This is a genomic window from Variovorax sp. PDC80, from assembly GCF_900115375.1.
In the GTDB taxonomy this organism is placed as follows: Bacteria; Pseudomonadota; Gammaproteobacteria; order Burkholderiales; family Burkholderiaceae_C; genus Variovorax.
In genome coordinates this window covers 392,658-417,295 of the sequence record NZ_FOWG01000003.1, presented here as the reverse complement: position 1 = coordinate 417,295, position 24,638 = coordinate 392,658, and the positions used below count along the sequence as shown (strand labels likewise).

At 68.0% G+C, this 24,638-nt stretch carries 25 protein-coding genes; 16 read left to right on the top strand and 9 right to left on the bottom strand.

Annotation, left to right across the window (positions count from 1 at the left end):
* Positions 1-185 precede the first annotated feature (185 nt).
* Genes BM109_RS11820 through BM109_RS11800 form a run of 5 tightly spaced genes read left to right on the top strand, consistent with a single transcriptional unit; the run spans position 186 to position 6,380 of the window.
* Positions 186-2,462, top strand: a complete 2,277-nt coding sequence (locus BM109_RS11820; protein ID WP_256222517.1) for a TonB-dependent hemoglobin/transferrin/lactoferrin family receptor — start codon at positions 186-188, stop codon at positions 2,460-2,462.
* Between the two features lie 34 nt (positions 2,463-2,496).
* On the top strand, positions 2,497-3,594 hold the full coding sequence (locus tag BM109_RS11815) for a hemin-degrading factor (protein ID WP_093342992.1): 1,098 nt from the start codon (positions 2,497-2,499) through the stop codon (positions 3,592-3,594).
* A 40-nt stretch (positions 3,595-3,634) separates the two neighbouring features.
* Positions 3,635-4,537 carry a heme/hemin ABC transporter substrate-binding protein gene (locus tag BM109_RS11810; protein WP_093342990.1) on the top strand — a complete coding sequence of 301 codons (903 nt, stop codon included), beginning with the start codon at positions 3,635-3,637 and terminating at the stop codon, positions 4,535-4,537.
* A complete protein-coding gene (locus tag BM109_RS11805) occupies positions 4,534-5,574 on the top strand; it encodes a FecCD family ABC transporter permease (RefSeq protein WP_093342989.1) in 1,041 nt (346 codons plus the stop codon). The genes BM109_RS11810 and BM109_RS11805 overlap by 4 nt, the downstream gene beginning before the upstream one ends.
* Positions 5,571-6,380: a heme ABC transporter ATP-binding protein gene (locus BM109_RS11800; protein WP_093342987.1), complete on the top strand. Its 810-nt coding sequence runs from the start codon at positions 5,571-5,573 to the stop codon at positions 6,378-6,380. The genes BM109_RS11805 and BM109_RS11800 overlap by 4 nt, the downstream gene beginning before the upstream one ends.
* 24 nt (positions 6,381-6,404) lie before the next feature.
* Here BM109_RS11800 and BM109_RS11795 read toward each other — a convergent pair whose 3' ends face one another.
* The gene (locus BM109_RS11795) at positions 6,405-7,226 is read right to left on the bottom strand and encodes a posphoenolpyruvate synthetase regulatory kinase/phosphorylase PpsR (RefSeq protein WP_057595986.1); all 822 of its coding nucleotides are present in this window, start codon (positions 7,224-7,226) and stop codon (positions 6,405-6,407) included.
* A 194-nt stretch (positions 7,227-7,420) separates the two neighbouring features.
* Here BM109_RS11795 and ppsA point away from each other — a divergent pair, with 194 nt between their 5' ends.
* The 7 genes from ppsA (at position 7,421) to dnaB (ending at position 13,673) form a co-directional block, all read left to right on the top strand.
* Positions 7,421-9,814: a phosphoenolpyruvate synthase gene (ppsA, locus tag BM109_RS11790; RefSeq protein ID WP_093342985.1), complete on the top strand. Its 2,394-nt coding sequence runs from the start codon at positions 7,421-7,423 to the stop codon at positions 9,812-9,814.
* Positions 9,815-10,006: 192 nt separating this feature from the next.
* On the top strand, positions 10,007-10,462 hold the full coding sequence (locus BM109_RS11785; protein ID WP_093342984.1) for a hypothetical protein: 456 nt from the start codon (positions 10,007-10,009) through the stop codon (positions 10,460-10,462).
* A 162-nt stretch (positions 10,463-10,624) separates the two neighbouring features.
* The gene (gene rpsF / locus BM109_RS11780) at positions 10,625-11,005 is read left to right on the top strand and encodes a 30S ribosomal protein S6 (RefSeq protein ID WP_057595983.1); all 381 of its coding nucleotides are present in this window, start codon (positions 10,625-10,627) and stop codon (positions 11,003-11,005) included.
* Between the two features lie 7 nt (positions 11,006-11,012).
* Positions 11,013-11,327 (top strand): primosomal replication protein N, encoded by a 315-nt coding sequence (gene priB, locus BM109_RS11775; RefSeq protein WP_093342982.1) that lies wholly within the window; start codon positions 11,013-11,015, stop codon positions 11,325-11,327.
* 21 nt (positions 11,328-11,348) lie between these two features.
* Entirely contained in the window at positions 11,349-11,630 is a 282-nt protein-coding gene (gene rpsR, locus BM109_RS11770; protein WP_007830781.1) for a 30S ribosomal protein S18, read from the top strand.
* Between the two features lie 14 nt (positions 11,631-11,644).
* Positions 11,645-12,097, top strand: coding sequence for a 50S ribosomal protein L9 (gene rplI, locus BM109_RS11765; protein WP_093342980.1), 453 nt, complete (start codon positions 11,645-11,647; stop codon positions 12,095-12,097).
* 178 nt (positions 12,098-12,275) lie between these two features.
* Positions 12,276-13,673: a replicative DNA helicase gene (gene dnaB / locus BM109_RS11760; RefSeq protein WP_093342979.1), complete on the top strand. Its 1,398-nt coding sequence runs from the start codon at positions 12,276-12,278 to the stop codon at positions 13,671-13,673.
* 10 nt (positions 13,674-13,683) lie between these two features.
* Here dnaB and BM109_RS11755 read toward each other — a convergent pair whose 3' ends face one another.
* The 8 genes from BM109_RS11755 to BM109_RS11720 all read right to left on the bottom strand — a co-directional run bounded on the left by BM109_RS11755 (position 13,684) and on the right by BM109_RS11720 (position 19,478).
* Positions 13,684-14,460, bottom strand: coding sequence for a helix-turn-helix transcriptional regulator (locus BM109_RS11755; RefSeq protein WP_093342977.1), 777 nt, complete (start codon positions 14,458-14,460; stop codon positions 13,684-13,686).
* On the bottom strand, positions 14,460-14,942 hold the full coding sequence (locus BM109_RS11750; protein ID WP_093342975.1) for an MGMT family protein: 483 nt from the start codon (positions 14,940-14,942) through the stop codon (positions 14,460-14,462). The genes BM109_RS11755 and BM109_RS11750 overlap by 1 nt, the downstream gene beginning before the upstream one ends.
* Positions 14,939-15,388 carry a GyrI-like domain-containing protein gene (locus BM109_RS11745; RefSeq protein WP_093342973.1) on the bottom strand — a complete coding sequence of 150 codons (450 nt, stop codon included), beginning with the start codon at positions 15,386-15,388 and terminating at the stop codon, positions 14,939-14,941. The genes BM109_RS11750 and BM109_RS11745 overlap by 4 nt, the downstream gene beginning before the upstream one ends.
* Positions 15,389-15,426: 38 nt before the next feature.
* Positions 15,427-15,876, bottom strand: coding sequence for an EVE domain-containing protein (locus BM109_RS11740; protein WP_093342971.1), 450 nt, complete (start codon positions 15,874-15,876; stop codon positions 15,427-15,429).
* Positions 15,877-15,882: 6 nt separating this feature from the next.
* Positions 15,883-16,254, bottom strand: coding sequence for a VOC family protein (locus BM109_RS11735; protein ID WP_093342970.1), 372 nt, complete (start codon positions 16,252-16,254; stop codon positions 15,883-15,885).
* Between the two features lie 150 nt (positions 16,255-16,404).
* Positions 16,405-18,183, bottom strand: coding sequence for a PhoH family protein (locus BM109_RS11730; protein ID WP_093342968.1), 1,779 nt, complete (start codon positions 18,181-18,183; stop codon positions 16,405-16,407).
* 235 nt (positions 18,184-18,418) lie between these two features.
* Positions 18,419-18,895 (bottom strand): peroxiredoxin, encoded by a 477-nt coding sequence (locus BM109_RS11725; RefSeq protein WP_057595862.1) that lies wholly within the window; start codon positions 18,893-18,895, stop codon positions 18,419-18,421.
* A 199-nt stretch (positions 18,896-19,094) separates the two neighbouring features.
* Positions 19,095-19,478 carry an Mth938-like domain-containing protein gene (locus tag BM109_RS11720; RefSeq protein ID WP_093342966.1) on the bottom strand — a complete coding sequence of 128 codons (384 nt, stop codon included), beginning with the start codon at positions 19,476-19,478 and terminating at the stop codon, positions 19,095-19,097.
* A gap of 133 nt (positions 19,479-19,611) precedes the next feature.
* Between BM109_RS11720 and BM109_RS11715 the strand changes: the two genes are divergently transcribed.
* The 4 genes from BM109_RS11715 to thrC are packed head-to-tail and all read left to right on the top strand — an operon-like array spanning position 19,612 to position 24,627.
* On the top strand, positions 19,612-20,844 hold the full coding sequence (locus tag BM109_RS11715; RefSeq protein ID WP_093342965.1) for a pyridoxal phosphate-dependent aminotransferase: 1,233 nt from the start codon (positions 19,612-19,614) through the stop codon (positions 20,842-20,844).
* On the top strand, positions 20,841-21,878 hold the full coding sequence (locus BM109_RS11710) for a DUF1176 domain-containing protein (RefSeq protein ID WP_093342963.1): 1,038 nt from the start codon (positions 20,841-20,843) through the stop codon (positions 21,876-21,878). Before BM109_RS11715 ends, BM109_RS11710 begins: the two co-directional genes overlap by 4 nt.
* Before the next feature lie 14 nt (positions 21,879-21,892).
* Positions 21,893-23,215, top strand: a complete 1,323-nt coding sequence (locus tag BM109_RS11705; protein ID WP_057595858.1) for a homoserine dehydrogenase — start codon at positions 21,893-21,895, stop codon at positions 23,213-23,215.
* Complete coding sequence (gene thrC / locus BM109_RS11700; RefSeq protein WP_093342962.1) at positions 23,212-24,627, top strand: threonine synthase; 1,416 nt, start codon at positions 23,212-23,214, stop codon at positions 24,625-24,627. Before BM109_RS11705 ends, thrC begins: the two co-directional genes overlap by 4 nt.
* Positions 24,628-24,638 lie beyond the last annotated feature (11 nt).

The window sequence follows — 24,638 nt, the reverse complement described above, 5'->3', positions numbered from 1 at the left end:
TCGGCGGTCAGATGAGAATTATTCTCATAAAATAGTTTTCAGAGGCTCGCGCGCCGCGCACCGCGGCGAGAACACCAAGAAAAGGGAACCGAGCCTCCCGCCGCCAGCCAGGTCAGCCGCGCAGCTTCCGCTGCGCCGAGGTCCAGCAAGCCGTTGTCCATTCCAACGCTTGCCGGACCTTTTTCGTGGCCGCCACCTCTACACGTTTCTCGCGCTTCGAGCGCCCGTTCTCCTCTTCTTCCTCTTCCCGACCCGTGCGCGCACGCCGCGCGCTGCTGCCCTGGCTGATCGCCAGCGGCTTCGGTGCCGCGACGCCCGCCTGGGCCCAGCAGCCACCCCCGCAGCAGGTTGCCGCGCTCGGCGAGATCGTGGTCAGCGGCTCGCGCTCCGAACAGGAGAAGGACGCGCTGCCGGTCAGCGTCGAAGTGCTCAACCGCGAGACCCTCGAGTCCAAGCAGATCAACGACATCCGCGACGCGGTGCGCGACCTGCCGAACGTCTCGGTCAAGCGCTCGCCGGCACGCTTCGGGCTCGCGCAGGGCAACACCGGCCGCGACAACAATGCCGGCTTCAACATCCGCGGCCTCGACGGCAACCGCGTGCTGCTGCTGACCGACGGCATCCGCACACCGCGCAGCTATGTCTTCAGCGCCAACGCCTTCGGCCGCGACTACTTCGACATCGGCCTGATCGAGCGCATCGAGATCCTCAAGGGCCCGGCCTCGGCGCTCTACGGCTCCGACGGCCTCGCGGGCCTGGTCAACTTCATCACGCGCGATCCGTCCTCGTTCCTGCGCGACGGCAAGAGCTTCGGCGGCAGCGCCAGCCTGGGCTACAGCGGCGACGACAACGGCCGGCGCGCCGGCGTCACGCTCGCGGGCAAGCCTAACGAGACCTTGCAGTGGCTGCTCTCGGCCAACCTCGGCCGCTCGCACGAGCTCGAGAACCGCGGCAGCTACAACGCGCCCAACGCCGACCGCACCACACCCAACCCGCAGCGCGACCGCAGCGGCGCGCTGCTGGCCAAGGTCATCCTCACGCCGAATGCCGACCAGCGCCACGGCTTCACCTTCGAGCATATCGAGAAGACCAGCCGCTACGACCTGCTGTCGGGCCTCGCGAAGCCGCCCTATGCCTCGACCTCGGTGGTCGGCCTCAACGCCCGCACCGACCTGCAGCGCGACCGCTTCACCTACGACGGCCGGCTGCGCCTCAACTCCGTGATGGCCGACAGCCTGCAGACCACGGTGAGCTACCAGAAGTCGAAGTCGCGCGAGTACATCTTCGAGGACCGCTTCAGCGCCGCCGACCGCTCGCGCGACGTCACCTACGACGAGAGCACCTGGCAGTTCGGCCTGCAGGCCGACAAGCTGGTGCGCACCGGTGACTGGGCCCAGAAGATCACCTACGGCTTCGACTACGCGCGCACCAACGTCGAGAACCTGCAGACCGGCCTGGTGCCGCCTGCCGGCGAGAGCTACCCGCTCAAGCGCTTCCCCGACACGCGCGAAACCTCCTCGGCCTTCTATGTGCAGGACGAGTTCATCCATGACCGCTGGAGCATCACGCCCGGCATCCGCTTCGACCGCTTCTCGCTCGATGCCGATCAGGCCGGCTTCGGCGCACAGGCGGTCTCGCTCTCGGGCTCGGCGGTCTCGCCCAAGCTCGGGGTGCTGTTCCGCGCCACGCCGCAATGGAGCGTCTACGGCAACTACGCCTCGGGCTTCAAGGCGCCGAACGCGTTCCAGGTCAACAACTTCTTCGAGAACACGATCTCGGGCTACCGCACGATCCCGAACCCCAACCTCAAGCCCGAGAAGAGCCAGAACGTCGAGCTCGGCGTGCGCGGGCGCACCGGCCTGCTGAACTTCGACGTCGCCGCCTTCAGCGGCAACTACAAGGACCTGATCGAGAACGACCGCCAGGTCGGCGGCGTGTTCGGCTCGCGCGTGAACCCGGCCACCTTCCAGTCGGTCAACATCGGCCGCGCGCGCATCAGCGGCTTCGAGGTCAAGGGCGAGCTCGACTTCACCGACAACGGCATGGGTTTCTCGGTGCCCTTCGCCTGGGGCCAGACGCGCGGGCGCGACCGCAGCAACAACCGGCCGCTGAACTCCATCGATCCGCGCAAGATCAACCTCGGCCTGGCCTACAAGGCGCCGGCCTGGTCGGTGCGGCTCGACGCGGTGCACCATGCGGCCAAGAAGCGCTCCGACGTGGATGGGGCCGAGATCACCACCGGCGGCGTGCAGTTCCTCACGCCCTCGGCGACCACGCTGGACCTGAGCGCGCAGTGGCGCATCAACCGCGACCTGCGCCTGAACGCCTCGATCACGAACCTCACGAACAAGCGCTACTGGATGTGGAGCGACGTGCGCGGCCTGACCTCCACCGCGCTGATCCGCGATGCCTACACGCAGCCGGGACGCAGCTTCAACGTCTCGCTCGTGGCCGACTTCTGAGCCACCGAATTCAAACCAGGAAGGACCACCAACGATGAATGCCGACGACATCCGCCACCGTTTCGCCGAGCTGCGCGCCAAGGGCATGCGCCACAAGGACGCCGCGGCGGCCATGGGGCTGGCCGAGGGCGCCGCGATCGCGGCCCATGCGGGCGCGTACGACAAGGCCCTGCGCGCCACGCCGCTGCGCGGGCCGTGGCTCGCGCTGCTGCAGTCGCTCGAGGCCTGCGGGCCGCTGCTGGCGCTCACGCGCAACGAGACCACGGTGCACGAGAAGACCGGCATCTACGAGAAGCTCTCGGGCGGCGAGGCCATGGGGCTCGCGCTCGGCGAGGCGATCGACCTGCGGCTGTTCTTCAGCCGCTGGCACGCGGGCTTCGCGGTGGACGAGGCGGCCGCCAACCCTGGCGTGCCGTCCTCGCTGAGCCTGCAGTTCTTCGACGCGCACGGCCTGGCGGTGCACAAGATCTTCGTGCGCGAGGCCACCGACCGTGGCGCACTGCAGGCGGTGATCGATGCGCATGCGGCGCCGGAGCTTCAGGTGGCGTTCAAGCCGGCCGAGCCCAAGCCCGCGCCGCGCGCCGACGCCGCCATCGACGCCGGCGCGCTGGCCGAGGCCTGGCGCGGCATGCAGGACACGCACGAGTTCTTCGGCCTGCTCAAGAAGTTCGATGCCGAGCGCCAGCAGAGCTTCCGGCTCACCGAGGGCGAGTTCACGCAGCGCGCAGCGCTGCATGCGGTGGGCGACCTGCTGCAGGAAGCGGCCTTCAGCGGCACGCCGATCATGGTCTTCGTGGGCAGCCCCGGCTGCATCCAGATCCACACCGGGCCGGTGGTGCGGGTCGAGCCGATGGAGATGCCGGCACGTGGCGACGCTGCGCCGATGCGCTGGCTCAACGTGCTCGACCCCGGCTTCAACCTGCACCTGCGCGAGGACCGCATCGCGAGCGTGTGGATCGTCGAGAAGCCCACCAGCGACGGCCATGTGACCTCGGTCGAGGCCTTCGACGGCGAGGGCGAACTGATGGCGATGTTCTTCGGCGCGCGCAAGCCCGGCGTGCCCGAGCGCGAGGACTGGCGCAAGCTGGTGCGCGGGCTCGCGCGGTTGCCCGCGGCGACACCGGCCGCCTGATCGCGCGGACGTTTTTCTCCTTGCCCCACGTTTTTTCTCCATGACCGAAGAACGCATCTCCCCCTCCCTCGTCCGCCGCCGCGACGCACTGCGCCTCGCCGCCGCGGCCTCGTTCGGCGCCGCCGCGCTGCCCCTGTTCGCCCAGTCGCCCGAGGCGAAGAAACTGCCGCGGCTCATCACCGTGAGCGGCGCCATCACCGAGGTGGTGTACCTGCTCGGCGCCGAGGGCCAGCTCGTCGGCACCGACACCACCAGCCTCTATCCGGCCGCGGCGCGCGGCACGCCCAAGGTCGGCTACATGCGGCAGCTCTCGGCCGAGGGGCTGCTGTCGCTCAAGCCCGATGCCGTGATCGCCACCAACGAGTCGGGTCCGCCGGTGGTGCTCGACCAGGTGCGCTCGGCCGGCGTCAAGGTCGAGATCGTGCAAGCCGACCACAGCTGGGGCGAGGTGCAGCGCAAGATCCAGGTGGTGGGGCGCGCCGCGGCCCGCGAGGCGCAGGCGCGCGCGCTGCAGGCCAGGCTCGATGCCGAATGGGCGCAGGTGCAGCAGCGCGTGGCGGCCGCCCAGGGCCGCAAGCCGCGCGTGCTGTTCGTGCTCTCGCACAGCGCGAGCCCGCAGGTGTCGGGCGAGAAGACCGCCGCGCACGCGGTGATCGGCTATGCGGGCGGCGTCAATGCGCTCGGCGGCTTCGAGGGCTACCGCCCGATGACCGCCGAGGCCATGGCCACGGCCGCGCCCGACATCGTCATGACCAGCGACCAGAGCATCGAGGCCCATGGCGGCATCGAGCGCTTCTGGCAGCGGCCCGAACTGGCGCTCACGCCCGCGTTCAGGAAGCGCTCGCTGGTCACGCTCGACGCCTTGCTGCTGCTGGGCTTCGGCCCGCGCATGCCGGCGGCGATCGCCGAGCTGCATCCGAAGTTCATGGCCGCGGTGGCATGAGCCAGCGCTTCCCGCCGCGGGCCGTGCTGGCCGGCTGCGCGCTGCTCCTCGCCTTCGCGCTGGCGCTCGGCGCGGTATCGGGCGCCTACGCGATCAGCCTGCCGCAACTCTGGAACGTGCTGAGCTCGCTGGGGCAGGGCATCGCGGCCGACAGGTCGCCCGAATACCTGGTGTTCGTCAACATCCGCCTGCCGCGCCTCGTGCTCGGCGTGGCGGCCGGCGCGGGCCTGGGCATGGCGGGCACGCTGATGCAGGGGCTGTTTCGCAACCCGCTGGCCGATCCCGGCCTGGTGGGCATCAGCAGCGGCGCCGCGCTGGCGGCCGGCGTGACCATCGTGCTGGGCGCCTGGTTCATGCCGGTGCTGCCGCGCACGCTCGGCAGCTGGACGCTGGTGGTGATGGCCTTCGGCGGCGGCCTCTCGGTCACCTTGCTGATCTACGCGCTGTCGCGCAGCGAGGGCGGCACGCGCATGGCGCTGATGCTGCTCGCGGGCATCGCGGTCAATGCGCTGGCGGGCGCGGGCCTCGGCTTCCTCAGCGTGATGGCCACCGACGAGCAACTGCGCAGCCTGCAGTTCTGGCTGCTCGGCAGCCTGGGCGGCGCGCGCTGGAGCGCGGTGATCCTGGTCGGCGTGGCGGTGCTGCTGTCCTGCGTGGCGGCGACCTCGCTGGCCGCGCCGCTCAATGCCATCGCGCTGGGCGAGTCGCAGGCGGCGCTGCTGGGCGTGGACGTGGAGCGCATCAAGCGGCGCGCCATCGTCGTCACGGCGGTGGCGGTGGGCGCCGTGACGGCCACCACCGGGATCATCGGCTTCATCGGCCTGATCGCACCGCACTGGGTACGCATGGTGGCCGGACCCGACCACCGGGTGGTACTGCCCGCCTCGGCGCTGCTGGGCGCTGCGCTGGTGCTGGTGGCCGACACGGTGGCGCGCACCGCGATGGCGCCGGCCGAGCTGCCGCTGGGCGTGCTCACGGCCTTCATCGGCGTGCCGATGTTCCTGCTGATGCTGCGGCACTTCCGGGGGCGCATATGAAGGCGCCGGACCTGAACCTCGGGCTGCGTTGCGAGGATGCCGAGGTAAGCATCGGCGCCAAGGCGCTGCTCTCACGGGCCACGGTACAACTCGCGCCCGGCCGGGTGACGGCGATCCTCGGCCCCAATGGCGCGGGCAAGTCGACCCTCCTGTCGGTGCTGTCGGGGCAGCGCGAGCCCACGGCGGGCCGGGTGCTGCTCGACGACCGGCCGCTGCGCGCCCACGGCATGCCGGCACTCGCGCTGCGGCGCGCGCTGATGCCGCAGGAAAGCGCGGTCGCCTTCGACTTCAGCGCGCGCGACGTGGTCGCGCTGGGCCGCTATCCGCACCGGCTGGCGCCCGCGCCCGACGAGGACGCGATCGTCGCCGCGGCGATGGCGCTGACCGACGTGTCGGCGCTCGCGCCGCGCATCCTCAACACGCTGTCGGGCGGCGAGAAGGCGCGCGTGCACATGGCGCGGGTGCTGGCGCAGCTGTGGCATCGGCGCGCCGACGGGGCCGCGCGCTGGCTGCTGCTCGACGAGCCGACGGCCGCGCTCGACCTGGCCCACCAGCATGCCGCGATGCGGCTGTTGCGCGGCTGGGCCGGGCAGGGCGTCGGCGTGGTGGTGGTGCTGCACGACCTGAACCTGGCGCGGCGCTATGCCGACGAGGTGGTGGTGCTGGGCGTGCCCAATACCCCTGGCGGGTTGTGCCAGGGCCCGACCGGCGAAGTGCTGGCGCCCGTGCTGATCGAGGCGGTCTGGCGCATGCCGTGCCAGAGCGTGGTCGGCGCGGACGGGACGGTGCAGTACCTGTTCGGCTAGGACCGCGGACGGGCGGTCAGCCGGTCAGTAGGTCAGCCGCTCCGGCCGCAGCTCCTGCAGGATCGTGGTCGCGATCTCCTCGATCGACTTGGTGGTGGTCGAGAGCCAGCGGATGCCGGCGCGCCGCATCATGGCCTCGGCCTCGCTGACCTCGTGGCGGCAGTTCTCGATGCTGGCGTAGCGCGAGTTCGGCCGGCGCTCGTTGCGGATCTCGCTGAGCCGCTCGGGCTGGATGGTCAGGCCGAAGATCTTCTTGCGGTGCGGCATGAGCGCCGGCGGCAGCTGGCGGCGGTCGAAGTCTTCCGGAATCAGCGGGTAGTTGGCCGCCTTCAGGCCGTGCTGCATCGCCAGGTAGAGCGAGGTGGGCGTCTTGCCGCTGCGGCTCACCCCCACCAGGATGACGTCGGCGCCCTGCAGGTCGCGGTTGCTCTGGCCGTCGTCGTGCTGCAGGCTGAAGTCGATCGCGGCGATGCGGTCGTTGTATTCCTTGCTCTTGCTGACGTCGCTGAAGCGGCCGATGCGGTGGTTGGACTTCATCGCCAGCTCGATCTCGAGCGGGCGCACGAAGGTGCCGAACATGTCCAGCAGCATGCCCTTGCAGCCGGTTTCGATCACTTCCAGCACGTCCATGTTGGCCAGCGTGGTGAAGACGATCGGGCGCACGCCCTCGAGTTCGGCCGTGTGGTTGATCTGCCGCACCGCCTGGTGGGCCTTGTCGACCGTGTCGGTGAAGGGCAGCCGCACGTGGCGCGGTTTCATCTCGAACTGGGCGAGCACGGCGTTGCCGAAAGTCTCGGCCGTGATGCCCGTGCCGTCGGAAACGAAGAAGACAGTTCGTGTGTGCATGGTCTGGCGGTGTTGTCCTGCGACGCGCGCGGCCCCGGCGCGCCTACAATCCGCCCCATTATCGGGATTCCGCCCCTCGGCACCCACCGTATCTTTCCTTCCATGCCCACCGCGTCCGCACCCAAAGCAACGACAACGATCGTGCCGCGCCGTCCGCATGGAATGCAGCAGGTTTCAACTTCTGGAGCTTTCCCATGTCTGCACTTTTCGACGCGACCGCCCTGGTCGTACCGTTTGAAAACCTGAGAATGACCGACGTCGAGGCGGTTGGCGGCAAGAACGCCAGCCTCGGCGAGATGATCTCGCAGCTGCCCCAGGGCGTGCGCGTGCCCACGGGCTTCGCGACCACCGCCCATGGTTTCCGCCAGTTCCTGGCCCACGACGGGCTGGCCGACAAGATCAGCAAGCGCCTGGCCGCGCTCGACACCGAGGACGTGCGCGCGCTGGCCACCGCCGGCGCCGAGATCCGCGCCATGGTCGAGGCCCAGCCGTTCCCGGCCGACCTCGAGAAGGCCATCCGCGACGCTTTCGCCGCCCTGAGCGCCGGCAATCCGCAGGCCTCGTTCGCCGTGCGTTCCTCGGCCACCGCCGAAGACCTGCCCGACGCCTCCTTCGCCGGCCAGCAGGAGACCTTCCTGAACGTCGTCGGCATCGAGGACGTGCTGCGCAAGATGAAGGAGGTGTTCGCCTCCCTCTACAACGACCGCGCCATCAGCTACCGCGTGCACAAGGGCTTCGCCCACGACGTGGTGGCGCTGTCGGCCGGCGTACAGCGCATGGTGCGCTCCGACCTCGGCGCGGCCGGCGTGATGTTCACCATCGACACCGAGTCGGGCTTCGAGGACGTGGTGTTCATCACCTCGAGCTACGGCCTGGGCGAAACCGTGGTGCAGGGCGCCGTGAACCCCGACGAGTTCTACGTCCACAAGCCCACGCTCAACGCCGGCAAGCGCGCGGTGATCCGCCGCAACCTGGGCTCCAAGCTGATCCAGATGGAGTTCGCCACGCCCGAGGAGAAGAAGGCTTCCGGCAAGCTGGTCAAGACCACCGACGTGAAGGCCGAGCAGCGCAACCGCTATTCGCTGACCGACGACGAGGTCGAGCAGCTCGCCAGGTACGCGCTGGTGATCGAGCAGCACTACGGCCGCCCGATGGACATCGAGTGGGGCAAGGATGGCACCGACGGCCAGATCTACATCCTGCAGGCGCGTCCCGAGACCGTGAAGAGCCAGCAGCAGGGCAAGGCCGAGCAGCGCTTCAAGCTGCTGGGCCGCGGCGCCGTGCTGGCCGAGGGCCGCGCGATCGGCCAGAAGATCGGCACCGGCCCGGTGCGGCTGGTCCACAGCATCAGCGAGATGGACAAGGTGCAGGCCGGCGACGTGCTGGTCACCGACATGACCGACCCGAACTGGGAGCCGGTGATGAAGCGCGCCGCGGCCATCGTCACCAACCGCGGCGGGCGCACCTGCCACGCGGCCATCATTGCGCGCGAACTGGGCATTCCGGCCGTGGTCGGCTGCGGCGACGCCACCGACCTGCTGAAGGACGGCACCCTGGTCACCGTGAGCTGCGCCGAGGGCGACACCGGCTACATCTACGACGGCCTGCTCGAGACCGAGGTCACCGAGGTGCAGCGCGGCGTGATGCCCGAGATCGACATCCAGCTGATGATGAACGTCGGCAACCCGCAACTGGCCTTCGACTTCGCGCAACTGCCCAACCACGGCGTGGGCCTCGCGCGGCTCGAGTTCATCATCAACAACAACATCGGCGTGCACCCGAAGGCGATCCTCGACTACCCGAACGTCGACAACGACCTCAAGAAGGCCGTCGAGTCGGTGGCCCGCGGCCATGCCTCGCCGCGCGCCTTCTACGTCGACAAGGTGGCCGAGGGCATCGCCACCATCGCCGCGGCCTTCTGGCCCAAGAAGGTGATCGTGCGCCTGTCGGACTTCAAGTCGAACGAGTACCGCAAGCTGATCGGCGGCAGCCGCTACGAGCCCGAGGAAGAGAACCCGATGCTGGGCTTCCGCGGCGCGGCGCGCTACCTCAGCGAGGACTTCGGCCAGGCTTTCGCCATGGAATGCGAGGCGCTCAAGCGCGTGCGCAACGACATGGGCCTGACCAACGTGCAGATCATGGTGCCCTTCGTGCGCACGCTGGGCCAGGCCGAGCGCGTGACCGGCCTGCTGGCCAAGTACGGCCTGAAGCGCGGCGACAACGATCTCAAGCTGATCATGATGTGCGAGGTGCCGAGCAACGCCATCCTGGCCGACGAGTTCCTCGAGTACTTCGACGGCTTCTCGATCGGCTCGAACGACTTGACCCAGCTCACGCTGGGCCTGGACCGCGACTCGGGCCTCGAGCTGCTGGCGGCCGACTTCGACGAGCGCGATCCGGCCGTGAAAGCCATGCTGAGCCGCGCCATCAAGGCCTGCAAGGACAAGGGCAAGTACGTCGGCATCTGCGGCCAGGGCCCGTCGGACCATCCCGACTTCGCGCTGTGGCTGGCGGAGCAGGGCATCGAGTCGATCTCGCTCAATCCCGACAGCGTGATCGACACCTGGCAGCAGCTCGCCAAGCGCTGAGCCGGCGACCGACCTGCGGGAATCCCCATCGGGGGATTCCCGTGTCAGGCGGGTGCCCATCTTCGGGAATGGCGTTTCCGGTGTCAGACTCGTGAAATTCATCACGAAGCGGCGCGCACCGGCCTTCCTTCCGTGGCGCGCGGCGATCCCGCTCGCAGCGGGCGTCGGTCACAGCACCGCCGGGAGACACGCATGATTCTTGTCAAGACGGAGACCGGCCAGCAGGTCCTCAAGGACCGCTCGGTCCCGCTGTCGCCGCGGCAGCGCACCGCTTTCATCCTGTTCGACGGCAAGCGTTCGGTCGACGACGTGATCGCGGCCGGCGCGGGCATCGCGCGCGAGGACATCGACCAGATGGTCGCGCTGGGCTTGCTGAGCCCGCTGGGCGGCGCCGTCGCGGAAACGCCCGCGAGCTCCGCCGAGGGCGCGCCCAAGGCCGGTTCCGGCCGCAGCAGCCAGCAGCGCTATACGGACGCCTATCCCATCGCCACGCGGCTCACGGCCAGCCTCGGGCTCAAGGGCGTACGGCTCAACCTGCAGGTGGAGGGGGCCGGGGGCTACGAGGACCTCGTGGCGCTGGCGCCGAAGATCCGCGCGGCGGTCGGGGCCGAGAAGGCCGAGCCGCTGGACCGGGCGCTCTACGACTGAATCTGGGCGGTCATCCGGGCCGCTCGAGCGCCCGATTTGGCGTTTCGCCAAAGATATGGCTACAATAGCCGGCTTTGCCTTGCCACACTGCGCCGACGCTGCGGGTGGCTTCAACCCCTTCTTCCGGGCAAAAAGCGGAAGAAGAAACCCACAAGGAGTGCCATGCGTCACTACGAAATCATTCTGCTGATCCACCCGGATCAAAGCGAGCAAGTTCCGGCCATGCTGGAGCGTTACAAGGGCCTGATCACGACCGGCGGCGGCAAGATCCACCGCGTCGAGGACTGGGGCCGTCGTCAACTGGCTTACCAGATCAACAAGCTCAACAAGGCGCACTACCTGTGCGTCAACATCGAAGCCGAACAGGCCGTGATGAGCGAACTGGAACACGCCTTCAAGTTCAACGACGCCGTGCTGCGCCACCTGACCGTTCAGAAGAAGAAGGCCGACACCGGTCCTTCGTCGATGATGAAGACGGTCGAGCGCGAAGAAGCCCGCAAGGCTCAACAGGCCGAATACGCCGCCGCCAACAACAACAACTGATGTCGGCGTGAGTGCTGCCGCTGCGGCAACCGGGGTCAACCAGCTTCTGCTGTCCGCCCATGTTGCCGAACTCGGTGCCTTGCGATTCACCCCGGCCGGTTTGCCCGCCATCGACCTGAAGCTCGAACACGAGTCGACCCTTCAGGTGGCGGGACAGTCCAGGCAGGTGAAGACGGCCCTCAAGGCCGTTGCGTTCGGCGCCATCGCCGAGCGGCTCGCGAAGCAGTCGATGGGAAGTCTCTGGCGATTCCAGGGGTTCCTCTCGACACCGGCCAACGGCAAGCTTCCGGTCCTGCACATCCAGGATTTTCAGCAAGATTAATTTTCGACAAGAGGTCCCACAATGGCCACGTTCAAGAAATTCAACAAAGACAAGCGCCCGAAGCGCAACACCCAGTCGCTGCTGTTCAAGCGCAAGCGTTTCTGCCGCTTCACCGTCGCTGGCGTCGAGGAAATCGACTACAAGGACATCGACACGCTGCGTGACTTCATCAGCGAAAACGGCAAGATCATCCCGGCCCGCCTGACCGGCACCCGTGCGATCTACCAGCGTCAGCTCAACACCGCGATCAAGCGCGCCCGCTTCCTCGCCATGGTCCCGTACAGCGACCAGCACCGCGTCTAAGAAGGAGACACAGCATGCAAGTCATTCTTCTGGACAAGGTCGTCAACCTCGGCACCCTCGGTGAAATCGTCAAGGTCAAGGACGGTTACGCCCGCAACTTCCTGATCCCGTCGGGCCGCGCCCGCCGCGCCACCGCCGCCAACAAGGCCGAGTTCGAAGCCAAGCGCGCCGAACTCGAAAAGGCAGCCGCTGCCAAGCTGGCCGAGTCGCAAGCCCAGGGCGAAAAGCTCGGCGGCACGACCGTCAAGCTGACGCAGAAGGCTGGCGTCGACGGCCGCCTGTTCGGCTCGGTCACCAACAGCGACATCGCTGAAGAACTGGGCAAGCAAGGCTACAAGGTCGCGAAGTCGCAGGTTCGCCTGCCGAACGGCCCGATCAAGACCGTCGGCGACACCACCGTCAGCGTCTCGCTGCACACCGACGTGGTGGTCGACATCAACGTGACGGTCTACGGCGAAACCGCCTGATCGTTCCGGCGCGTCCTAGATGCGCTGCCAGAAGCCGCCTTCGGGCGGCTTTTGTTTTTTGTGCCCGCCGGCGGAAGTTGTCCCGCCCGCTGCACCGGAAGTTCACCTGTTATTCACAACCTTGTCCACGTGACGCCGCGGGGTGCGCGGGCTAGCATGGAGGGTTGCAAGGAAGCCCATGGCCGCCGTCTTCTCCTACGCCGACAACGATCCCTCCGACCGCCAGGTCGCGCAGCTGCGTATTCCGCCGCACTCGATCGAGGCCGAATCGAGCGTGCTGGGCGGCTTGCTGCTCGACAACACGGCCTGGGACCGCATGGGCGACCTGCTGGTCGACGGCGATTTCTACCGCCATGAGCACAAGCTGATCTTCGCCGCCATCGGCGGCCTGATCAACGGCAGCAAGCCTGCCGACGTGATCACGGTCTACGAGCAGCTGCAGACGCTCGGCAAGGCCGACGAGAGCGGCGGGCTGGTCTACCTGAACTCGCTCGCGCAGTACGTGCCGAGCGCGAGCAACATCCGCCGCTACGCCGAGATCGTTCGCGAGCGCTCGATCCTGCGCAAGCTGGTCTCGGCCAGCGACGAGATCGCGACCAACGCCTTCAACCCGCAGGGCAAGACGGTCGACAAGATCCTCGACGAGGCCGAGCAGAAGATCTTCAACATCGGCGAGGAAGGCACGCGGATGAAGCAGGGCTTCCAGAGCATGGATGCCCTGGTGGTCGAGCTGCTGGACCGCGTGACCGAGATGGCCGACAACCCGAACGACATCACGGGCGTTCGCACCGGCTTCTACGAGTTCGACAAGATGACCTCGGGCCTGCAGCCCGGCGACATGATCGTGCTGGCCGCGCGTCCTTCGATGGGGAAGACCTCGCTGGCGATCAACATCGCCGAGCACGTGGCGCTCAACGAGGGGCTGCCGGTGGCGGTGTTCTCGATGGAAATGGGTGCCTCCCAGCTCGCGGTGCGTATCGTCGGCTCGATCGGCCGCATCGACCAGGGCCACCTGCGCACCGGCAAGCTCACCGACGAGGAATGGCCGCGCTTGACCGAGGCCATCGAGAAGCTGCGCACCGTGTCGCTGCACATCGACGAGACCCCGGGCCTGTCGACCAGCGAACTGCGCGCCAATGCGCGCCGGCTGGCACGCCAGTACGGCCGCCTCGGCCTGATCGTGGTCGACTACCTGCAGCTGATGTCGACCAGCATGTCGGGCGACGAGAACCGGGCCACGGCCGTGGGCGAAATCTCGCGCGGCCTGAAGATGCTGGCCAAGGAGCTCAAGTGCCCGGTGATTGCGCTGTCGCAGCTCAGCCGCGGCGTCGAGAGCCGCACCGACAAGCGCCCGATGATGAGCGACCTGCGCGAATCGGGCGCCATCGAGCAGGACGCGGACATCATCATGTTCATCTACCGCGACGACTACTACAACAAGGAGTCGAAGGAGCCGGGCGTGGCCGAGGTGATCATCAGCAAGCACCGGAACGGCCCGACGGGCACCGTCAAGCTGGCCTTCCTGAAGCCCCTCACCAAATTCGAGAACATGGCGATGGGCAGCGACGACTTTTGAGTTAGCGCCTTCAGCGCGGCTCGGTGGAGCGCGCGAGCGCGACGCCCGCATCGGGCGCGGTCGGAACGCCCTCGGGCCAGCTCTTCTGCAGCCGCTTGGCCTCGGCCGCCTCGGCCTTCACCTGGCGCAGCATGTCGGCCATCGCTTTGCCGGGCTCGTCGCGAAAGCGCTCGGCCAGCACCTCGACCGCGTCGATGCGGTCGATGCGAAAGCCGCGGAAGTCCTCGCGCAGCTCGCACCAGGTCGACAGCGTCCAGACCTTGCCCCAATAGAAGCAGCCCAGCGGCCGCACCGTGCGCTCGCTGGGCTCGCCCGCCACGTCGCGGTAGACCAGGTGCAGCTTGTGGTGCGACTGCACCGCTTCGCGCAGCGTCTGCAGGCGTTCGCGCAGCAGGTCGCTGAGCCCCAGCGCGGGCGCGTAGAGCGCGAGCGCCTCGGCCGACACGCGTGCCGAAGGCGGCAGCACCGAGAGGATCTTGCCCAGCCCGGTCTCGATGTCGCGCGCCATCGCCGGGTCGACCCAGCTCTGCGCGAGCCGGGCCGCGGCCACCAGCGCCGAGGCCTCGTCCTGGGTGAACATCAGCGGCGGCAGTTCGAAACCCGCGCCGAGCCGGTAGCCCACGCCGGCCTCGCCCTCGATCGGCACGCCCTGGTGCTGCAGGTCGGCGATGTCGCGGTAGACCGTGCGCTCCGACACCTCGAGCCGCTCGGCCAGGAAGGCGGCCGTGGTCAGGCGCCGGCCGCGGATCAGCTGGACGATCTGGAACAGGCGATCGGCGCGGCGCATCAGCGCGTTCCCGCCAGCTTCTTCGCGAAGTCTTCGACGAAGTAGCGCTTGCCGCGCTGCACCACGGTGTGGCCCTCGGCCTCGAGCCGCGACATCTGCGCCTCGACGCCGCCGGGGTAGTTCGCATTGAGTTCGCCGCCGCTCTTGAGCGTGCGCCACCAGGGCACGACGGCATCGCGCGCCGTCCCCTTGCCGCCGGCCGACTCCTCCACCGCATGGGCCACCATGCGCGCGAAGATCGCCGTGGTCACGGTGCAGCCGATGCTGGCCTGGTGCCGCGCCGCGATGTCCTCGCCGATGCCGAAGACCGTGGCGAGCCGCCCTTCGGGCACATCGCGCATCGCCGCCTCGACCTCGGCCGGCGAGGGCGTGGCGATGGTGCCCTCGCCGCGCCGCGCGCGCAGCGCGTCGGGGATCGGCTTGACGCTCGGCAGGTGAGGGTAGCTGGCCAGTCGGTCGCGCCAGCGCTTCGGGGGGCTCATGAAACTCCGATGTGGATCGCCACCTTGTCCGGCCCGTCGTAGGCTTCGAAATCGCTGCGGTAGCGGCGCGCGATGTCCGGGTGCGCCTCGAAATACTGCCAGATGCGCTGCCAGGTGGCGATCACCATCTGCGGCATTTCGCCCTGGCCGTCGAAGACCAGGTAGTCGCCGGCCTCGATGGCCACGCTGTCCGCACCGCCCGAGACGGCCACGCCCACCGTCAGGTCGAAGGGGCCGTGGGCATCGGATTCATAGGCGGCATAGACGCCGAAGATGCGCGTGTCGCCCGTGCGATGCGGCGTCGTTTCGTAGGTCTGCTCGCCGAAGAAGCGCCCCCACAGCGCGCCGATGCGGGCGGTCGCGGGGTCGTTCTCTTCGCGGTTGGTGGTGCGGACCGTGAGGCCTGCGACCGCGAAGGCGTCGTGATGTAGTCGCACGGGTTCCATGGGGGTCTTCTCCTGCGGAGGTGTTCGGGTTGTCTGGTTCAAAGGGCCAGTGTCTTCAGGTCGGCCTTCATGCAGCGCGCGATCAAGGCCATGTCGGCATCGCCGATGTCGAACAGGCCGAAGCGGAACTTGTAGCCCCATTGCTTCGGGTTCTCGATGAAGGCGAGGCGCTCGATCATCGGTGCGATCGGTGTCTCGTGCGCGACGGCATAGCGCACGTCGCGGCGCCAGGGCACGAAGCCGCCGCCCATGTCGAATTCGTAGGCCTCGCCAGGCTGCACGATGCCGATCGACACGAAGCTCTGCAGCCTGTCGGTGCCGCCGAACACCGTGGCCGGCGAATAGTAGGCCACGCGGTCGCCCGCGGCGACCCGCCGGAGCGGGCCCGGTTTGCCGTGGCAGGTCTGCATGAAGCCCTGCGGTCGGTGGTCGCGCCCGCGCCGGGCATGCTCGGCGCTCGCGACTGCAATCCAGTTGCGCTGCGGCATGGCGCTTCAGGCGAGGGCGTGCAGGCCGACTTCGTTTCCTTCGGTGTCGCGCAGATGGGCGATGAAGCCCATGCCGGGCGGCAGCGCCGACTTGGACGCCACGATCTGCCCGCCGGCCGCCTCGATGCGCGACAGCACGGCGTCGATGCTGGGTGCGCAGTCGAGGTAGATGCGGATGCCGGTGCCCGCCTTCGCCGCCCCCTTCGCGCCGGCTTGCAGGGCGCCGCCGGTCGCGGGATCGTCGTAGGGGAACACGGCCAAGGGGTCGCCGCCGAGGGTCTCGCGGCGCAGCTTGCGGCCGAGCACGGTTTCGTAGAAGGCCTGGGCACGGTCCAGGTCGGCGACGGGGATCTCGAACCAGCTGATGGTCTTGGACATGAAGGGCTCTCTTTCGTTGGTGATGAAGAGCCTCGATGGTGCGGACCGGCTCCTGACAACGTCTTGTCAGGAGCCTGTCATCGCGCGACGAAGAAAAGCCCGCGCTGCTCCGGGGAGCGGGCGCGGGCTCGGGGCCGGCGAGGCGGTGTCTTAGAGCACGTCGCTCGCGAAATCGGCCAGTCGCGAGCGTTCGCCGCGCGCCAGCGTGATGTGCCCGCCGTGCGGCCAGCCCTTGAACTTGTCGACCGCGAAGGTCAGGCCCGAGGAGCCTTCGGTGAGGTAGGGCGTGTCGATCTGCGCGAGGTTGCCCATGCAGATGATCTTGGTGCCCGGACCCGCGCGCGTGATCAGCGTCTTCATCTGCTTGGGCGTGAGGTTCTGCGCCTCGTCGATGATCACGTACTTGTTGAGGAAGGTGCGCCCGCGCATGAAGTTCATGCTCTTGACCTTGATGCGGCTGCGGATCAGCTCGTTGGTGGCCGCGCGCCCCCATTCGCCGGCACCGCCGCCGTCGCCCTTGGCGAGGAACTCGAGGTTGTCGTCGAGCGCGCCCATCCAGGGGCCCATCTTCTCTTCCTCGGTGCCGGGCAGGAAGCCGATGTCTTCACCAACGCTCACGGTGGCGCGGGTCATGATGATCTCGGTGTAGCGGCGATCGTCGAGCACCTGCGTGAGGCCCGAGGCCAGCGCCATCAGCGTCTTGCCGGTGCCGGCCGTGCCGGTCAGCGTGACGAAGTCGATCTCGGGGTCCATCAGCAGGTTCATCGCGAAGTTCTGCTCGCGATTGCGCGTGTTCACGCCCCACACCGCGTTCTTGCCCGAGCTGTAGTCCTTGAGCGTCTTGAGCACCGCGGTCTTCTCGCGGATCTCGGTGACGCGCGCATACATGCTCGGCTCGCCGGGCGCCTCGAAGAACACGAACTGGTTGATGTAGAGGTTGGGCACGATCGGGCCGCTGATGCGGTAGAAGGTGCTGCTGCCGCTTTGCCAGCTCTCCACCGTCTTGCTCTGGCGGGTCCAGAAGTCGGGCGGCAGGGCGAGCGAGCCCGAATAGAGCAGGTCGCCGTCTTCCAGCGTCTTGTCGTTCTGGTAGTCCTCGGCGTCCAGGCCCAGCGCGCGCGCCTTGACGCGCATGTTGATGTCCTTCGACACCAGCACCACCTCGCGCCTGGCGCGGTCGGGCGCCTCCTTGGCGTAGAGGTCGCGCAGCGCGTGCACCACGCCGAGGATCTGGTTGTCGGCCTTGCCCTGGGGCAGGCTCAGCGGCAGCGCGTAGTCGAGCGGCTCGGTCTGGAAGAACAGCTTGCCGCCGGCCTCGCGATGGCCGGTGGTGTCGAGCTTCAGGCCCTTGGCGATGTCGGCGTCCTGCGCGGCGGCCAGGGCATCGAGCGTGCGGCTGGTCTGGCGGCCATTGCGCGCGACCTCGGTCGTGCCCTTCTTGTGGCCGTCGAGCTCCTCGAGCACGATCATCGGCAGGTAGATGTCGTGTTCCTCGAAGCGGAACAGGCACATCGGATCGTGCAGCAGCACGTTGGTGTCGAGCACGAAGAGCTTGGCGGGACCGCTCGAGCGGCTGCGCTTGGGCTTCGGTGCCGGCTGCGGCGCGGGCGCCTCGGCACGCGGGGCTTCGGCCGGCGCCGAACGGGTCAGGGCCTGCTGCTGTTGCGGCGCCGGGGTGGGCGCGGGTGTCGAGCGGGGCTTGCGGCGGGGGCGGGCGGCCGGTGCCGGCGGGGCTTCGAGGCCGCCGCCGGGGACTTCGGCCGAATGCCGGTCGAACAGTTCCAGCGCTTGCGGTCCGCTCGGCGCCTCGGTGTCGGCGCGTGCATCGCCGGACCGGCGGGACCCCCTGTGCGAAGAACGGGCGGGCGCGTCAATCGCGTCCGGAGAAAGCAGTGCGGCACGTTTCGTGGGGGCGGGGGGCAATGGCATGTGTCAGGTCGCTCGCAAAAAGGTGGGAACCAGAAAACGAAAAAGCCGCCTGAAGACCCAGGCGGCTTTGTTCGGAGGATGCGGTCGTGGAGCTCAACAGCATGCGGCCATTATGCACACCGCCTCTGGGGCGTCAGGACCACTTTACGCCGTTCGTTGGACATTCCCCACGCGAAAGCGCATTTGCGCACGCCTGACACGCGGGTGAAACCTTCGACCGGGCGGACTCGGTGGCTTAGGCCGGCTTCTTCAGGGTCTTGACGGCCTTGAGGACTTCGTCGACGTGGCCCGGCACCTTGAGGCCACGCCATTCGGCCTTCAGGATGCCGTCGGCGCCGATCAGGAAGGTGCTGCGCTCGATGCCCTTGACCTTCTTGCCGTACATGATCTTGTTCTTGACCACGCCGAACATGTGGCACATCTTCTCTTCCGTGTCGGCGATCAGTTCGAACGGCAGCTCGAGCTTGGCCTTGAATTCGTCGTGCGACTTCATGTTGTCGCGCGAGACGCCGAACACCGTGGCACCGGCTTTTTCGAAGTCCTTGTAGCGATCGCGGAATTGCATGGCTTCGGTCGTGCACCCCGGAGTGTTATCTTTCGGGTAAAAATACAGGACCAGGACATGGCCGAGGTGCGAAGTATTCGAAACCTTGAGGCCACCGGTGGCGTTGGCGTCGAATTCGGGAATGGGTTTGTTGACAACGATCGCCATGAAACTTGTTTTCTCCGTTTGTTTCCACTGCCCGAGCCTGCCTGTGTCGAGCTGAAGCGCCTTTCGGTGCCGCTCGCCAAAATCTCGGGTCCTCGGTTGATGGAAGATTGGTCGTTGCTAACTCTGGGTGCCCGGTGGCCCCCAAAAGGAGCGCGCCAGGCGGTTCGCAACCCGAGATTTTACCCCGAAAACCCCTCTCTCAGCCACCCTGGGGCCGCTCGACCAGCAGGGCCGCGACCACGTGCCGGCCTTCGCCGGCCAGGATGTTGTAGGTGCGGCAGGCCGCGGGGGTGTCCATGGTCTCCACGCCGGTGCGCTGGGCCATCAGGGGTTTGAGCCACGCGGGCTGCGGGAAGCGGATGCGCGCGCCGCTGCCGAAAATGACCAGTTCGGCGCCCAGCGCGGCCAGTTGGGCGAAGTGCTCGGGGCCCAGGTCCTCGAAGCGGCTGCAGTTCCATTCGAAGCGCTCGCCGCGCGAGCCGACGACCACGCTGCCCTCGACCTTTTCGTTGTTGATGGCGACCCAGCCCGGGCCGTGCGCGGTGAGGGTCTGGGTGTCGGATTTGTCGGGCTGGAGCTTCATCGGGGCACTGGGAACTGTGGTCAAATTATAGGTTTTCCCTAGTGACACGAGGCTCGCCAGGGCCTTTGCGGGCCGCGCGGCGATCCACGCAGTCTTCACACTTTCTTGCATGAACCGCGCCCGGGAGGGCCCTTTGAAGCAGCTCAAGAAATCGGCCAAGCTGGCCAACGTGCTCTATGACATTCGCGGTCCGATCATGGACGCGGCGAAGCAGATGGAGGAGGACGGCCAGAAGATCATCAAGCTCAACATCGGCAATCTCGCCGTGTTCGGCTTCGATGCGCCCGAGGAAATCCAGCAGGACATGATCCGCAACCTGCCCACCTCGGCCGGTTACTCGGACAGCAAGGGCGTCTTCGCCGCGCGCAAGGCGGTGATGCACGAGACGCAGAAGCAGGGCATCGCGGGCGTGACCCTCGACGACATCTACCTGGGCAACGGCGCCAGCGAGTTGATCGCCATGTCCACCAATGCGCTGCTCAACGATGGCGACGAGCTGCTGCTGCCGGCCCCCGACTATCCGCTGTGGACCGCCTCCACGAGCCTGTCGGGCGGCACGCCGGTGCACTACCTGTGCGACGAGGACAACGGCTGGATGCCCAATCTGGCGGACATCCGCGCCAAGATCACGCCGCGCACCAAGGGCATCGTGGTCATCAACCCGAACAACCCGACCGGCGCGCTCTATTCCGACGCGCTGCTCAAGAGCATCGTCGAGATCGCGCGCGAACACGGCCTCGTGATCTTCGCCGACGAGGTCTACGACAAGGTGCTCTACGACGACGTGAAGCACACGGCGATCGCCAGCCTGTCGAGCGACGTGCTCACGCTGACCTTCAACTCGCTGTCCAAGAGCTACCGCTCCTGCGGCTACCGCGCCGGCTGGCTCGTGGTGTCGGGCGACAAGCGCGCCGCGCGCGACTACATCGAGGGCCTGAACATGCTCTCGAACATGCGGCTGTGCGCCAACGTGCCCGGCCAGTGGGCGATCCAGACCGCGCTCGGCGGCTACCAGAGCATCAACGAGCTGGTGGGCGAGGGCGGCCGGCTGCGCCGCCAGCGCGACCTGGCCTACGAGCTGATCACCGCGATCCCCGGCGTGAGCTGCGTCAAGCCCAGCGCCGCGCTCTACATGTTCCCGAAGCTCGACCCGAAGGTCTACCCGATCGAGGACGACCGCCAGTTCTTCCTCGAGCTGTTGAAGGAAACCCGCGTGATGCTGGTGCAGGGCACCGGCTTCAACTGGGCCACGCCAGACCACTTCCGGATCGTGTTCCTGCCCCACGAGGACGACCTGCGCGAGGCCATCAACCGCATCGCGAAGTTCCTGGAGCAGTACCGCCTGCGCCGCAAGACGGAGTCATGAAAGCCGCCTGCGCCGCCGCGGCCCTGTCGCTCGCCGCGTTGTCCGCCTCGGCCGCCGGGCCTGCCGCCAAGGCGCCGGTGTCCTTCACGCACAACGACTGGGAACTGGCCTGCGACAACACGCGCACCTGCCGCGCGGCCGGCTACCAGTCCGAAACCGGCGCCAACGAGCCGGTCTCGATGCGCATCACGCGTGCCGCCGGGCCGGGCACCGCGCTCGAGATCGACCTGCAGATCGGCACCGAGGACGTCAAGGGCCCCTTGCGCCTGACGGTCGGCAAGGCCGTGGTGCCGGGCCTGAAGAACGATGCCCTGAGCCTCGATGCCGCCCAGATCCGTGCCGTGCTGCCCGAGCTGCTCAAGGCCGACAGCGCCAAACTCGCGGCCGGCGGCGGCCGCGAATGGCAGCTCTCGCTCTCGGGCCTGAATGCCGTGCTGCTCAAGATGGACGAGGCCCAGGGCCGCATCGACACCCCCGGCGCGCTGGTGCGCCCCGGTGGCAAGGCCGAATCGACGGTGCCGGCGGCCGTGCCCGCGCCCGTCGTGCGCGCGGTCCAGCCCGCGAAGCCGAAGCCCGGCGACGACGCCCTGGCGGCGCGCATCTTCCCCTCGCTCGACCTCAAGAAGGCGCTCGAGTACTGCAACAACAGCGAGAAGGTCGACCCGAAGTCGCTCGAGGTGCATCGCCTCACCGGCACCAGGGTGCTGCTGTCGCTGGGTTGCGGCATGGGCGCCTACAACTACTCCAGCCTGCAATGGCTGGCCAACGACAAGCCGCCCTATGCGCCGGTCGCGCTCGAGGCCAACGGCGAGTACGACGACAAGGACGCCAGCATCACTTCCAGCTTCAAGGGCCGCGGCATCGGCGACTGCTGGTCCAGCGAGACCTGGCATTTCGACGGCCAGGGCTTCGTGCGCACGGCCGCCGAGAGCGACCATATGTGCCGCGGCTTCGCCGGTGGCGCCTGGTCGCTGCCGCGCTACGTCAGCCGCGTCGTGAGCGCCGCGCCGTCCACCACCCCATCCAAACCATGAACGCGACTCTCCCCATGAAACCCATCCAAGTAGGCCTGCTCGGTGCAGGCACGGTCGGCAGCGGCACCTTCAAGGTGCTCCAGCGCAACCAGGAGGAAATCAAGCGCCGCGCCGGCCGCGGCATCGAGATCACCATGGTGGCCGACCTCGACACCGCGCGCGCCCGCGAAGTGGCCGGCGACGGCGTCAAGGTGGTCGGCGACGCGCGCGAGGTCATCGCCAATCCCGACATCGACATCGTGATCGAGCTGATCGGCGGCTACGGCATCGCCAAGCAGCTGGTGCTCGAGGCCATCGCGGCCGGCAAGCACGTGGTCACGGCCAACAAGGCGCTGCTCGCGGTGCACGGCACCGAGATCTTCGCGGCCGCGCATGCCAAGGGCGTGATGGTGGCCTTCGAGGCCGCGGTGGCCGGCGGCATCCCGATCATCAAGGCGCTGCGCGAAGGCCTCACGGCCAACAGCATCCAGTGGCTGGCCGGCATCATCAACGGCACCACCAACTTCATCCTCTCGGAGATGCGCGACAAGGGCCTGGACTTCGCGACCGTGCTCAAGGAAGCGCAGCGCCTGGGCTATGCCGAAGCCGATCCCACCTTCGACATCGAGGGCGTCGACGCTGGCCACAAGGTCACGCTGATGAGCGCGCTGGCCTTCGGCATCCCGGTGCAGTTCGACAAGGCCCACATCGAGGGCATCACCAAGCTGGCCGCGCAGGACATCAAGTACGCCGAGCAGCTCGGCTACCGCATCAAGCTGCTGGGCGTCACCAAGCGCACTGCCAAGGGTATCGAGCTGCGCGTGCATCCCTCGCTGGTGCCGAGCAAGCGCCTGCTGGCCAACGTCGAGGGCGCGATGAACGCCGTGGTGGTGCATGGCGACGCCGTCGGCACCACGCTCTACTACGGCAAGGGCGCGGGCAGCGAGCCCACCGCCAGCGCGGTGATCGCCGACCTGGTCGACATCACGCGCCTGCACACGGCCGATGCCGCGCACCGCGTGCCGCACCTGGCCTTCCATCCCGATGCGCTGAGCGACCTGCAGGTGCTGCCGATGGCCGAGGTGGTCACCAGCTACTACCTGCGCCTGCGCGTGGCCGACCAGGCCGGCGTGCTGGCCAAGGTCACGGGCCTGCTCGCGACCGCCGGCATCAGCATCGACGCCGTGCTGCAGCGCGAAGCCGACGAGGTCGGCGGCGAGGGCTCGACCCAGACCGACCTGATCATCCTCACGCACGACGCGCGCGAAGGCACGGTCGACGAAGTCATGGCCGAGCTGCAGGCGCTGCCGACGGTGCTCGAGCCCATCGTGCGCATCCGAAAGGAAGAGTTGAAGTGAACTACCTGAGCACCCGCGGCCATCCCGACCGCAAACGCTTCTGCGAAATCTTGCTCGAGGGCCTCGCGCCCGACGGCGGCCTTTACCTGCCCGAGCGCTATCCGCAGGTCGATGCCGCCACGCTCGCGAAGTGGCGTTCGCTGTCCTATGCCGAGTTGGCCTTCGAGATCCTGTCGCTCTACATCGACGACATCCCGCCGGCCGACCTGAAGGCGCTCTGCGCGAAGACCTACACCGCCGAGGTCTTCGGCAGTGACGAGATCGTGCCGCTGCGCGAGCTCGAGGACGGCGTCTACCTCGAAGCCCTGTCCAACGGCCCCACGCTGGCCTTCAAGGACATGGCGATGCAGCTGCTGGGCAACCTGTTCGAGTACGAGCTGGCCCGCCGCGGCGCCGAGCTCAACATCCTGGGCGCCACCAGCGGCGACACCGGCAGCGCGGCCGAGTACGCGATGCGCGGCAAGAAGGGCGTGCGCGTCTTCATGACCTCGCCCGACGGCCGCATGAGCCCGTTCCAGCAGGCACAGATGTTCAGCCTGCAGGACGAGAACATCCACAACATCGCCATCACGGGCGTGTTCGACGACTGCCAGGACATCGTGAAGGCGGTCTCGAACGACCTGGCCTTCAAGCGCAAGTACCGCATCGGCACCGTCAACTCGATCAACTGGGCGCGGCTGCTGGCGCAGGTGGTCTACTACTTCGCCGGCTACTTCCAGGCCACGGCGAATGACGAACAGCCGGTGAGCTTCACCGTGCCCTCGGGCAACTTCGGCAACATCTGCGCCGGCCACGTGGCGCGCATGATGGGCCTGCCGATCCACACGATGGTGGCCGCCACCAACGAGAACGACGTGCTCGATGAGTTCTTCCGCACCGGCGTCTACCGCGTGCGCGGCGCGGCCGACACGCACGAGACCTCGAGCCCGTCGATGGACATCAGCAAGGCCAGCAACTTCGAGCGCTTCGTGTTCGACCTGGTCGGCCGCGACAGCGGCAAGCTGCGCAGCCTGTTCGTCGACGACCTGAACCGCCAGGGCTTCTTCGACCTGAGCGCCGATCCCGCCTTCGCGCAGGCCGCGTCGCGCTTCGGCTTCCGCAGCGGCCGCAGCACGCACGCCGACCGCCTCGCGACCATCCGCGACACCGAGAAGCGCTTCGCCACCCTGGTCGACCCGCACACCGCCGACGGCCTCAAGGCCGCGCGCGCGCACCTGGCGCCGGGCGTGCCGATGGTGGTGCTCGAGACCGCGCTGCCGATCAAGTTCGCTGCCACGCTGGTCGAGGCCCTGGGCGAGGAGCCCGCGCGGCCCGCGAAGTTCGAGGGCATCGAGGCGCTGCCCAAGCGCGTGGTCAAGCTGCCGGCCGATGCCGAAGCGGTGAAGGCCTACATCGCGGAACACTGCGACTGAGCGATCGACAC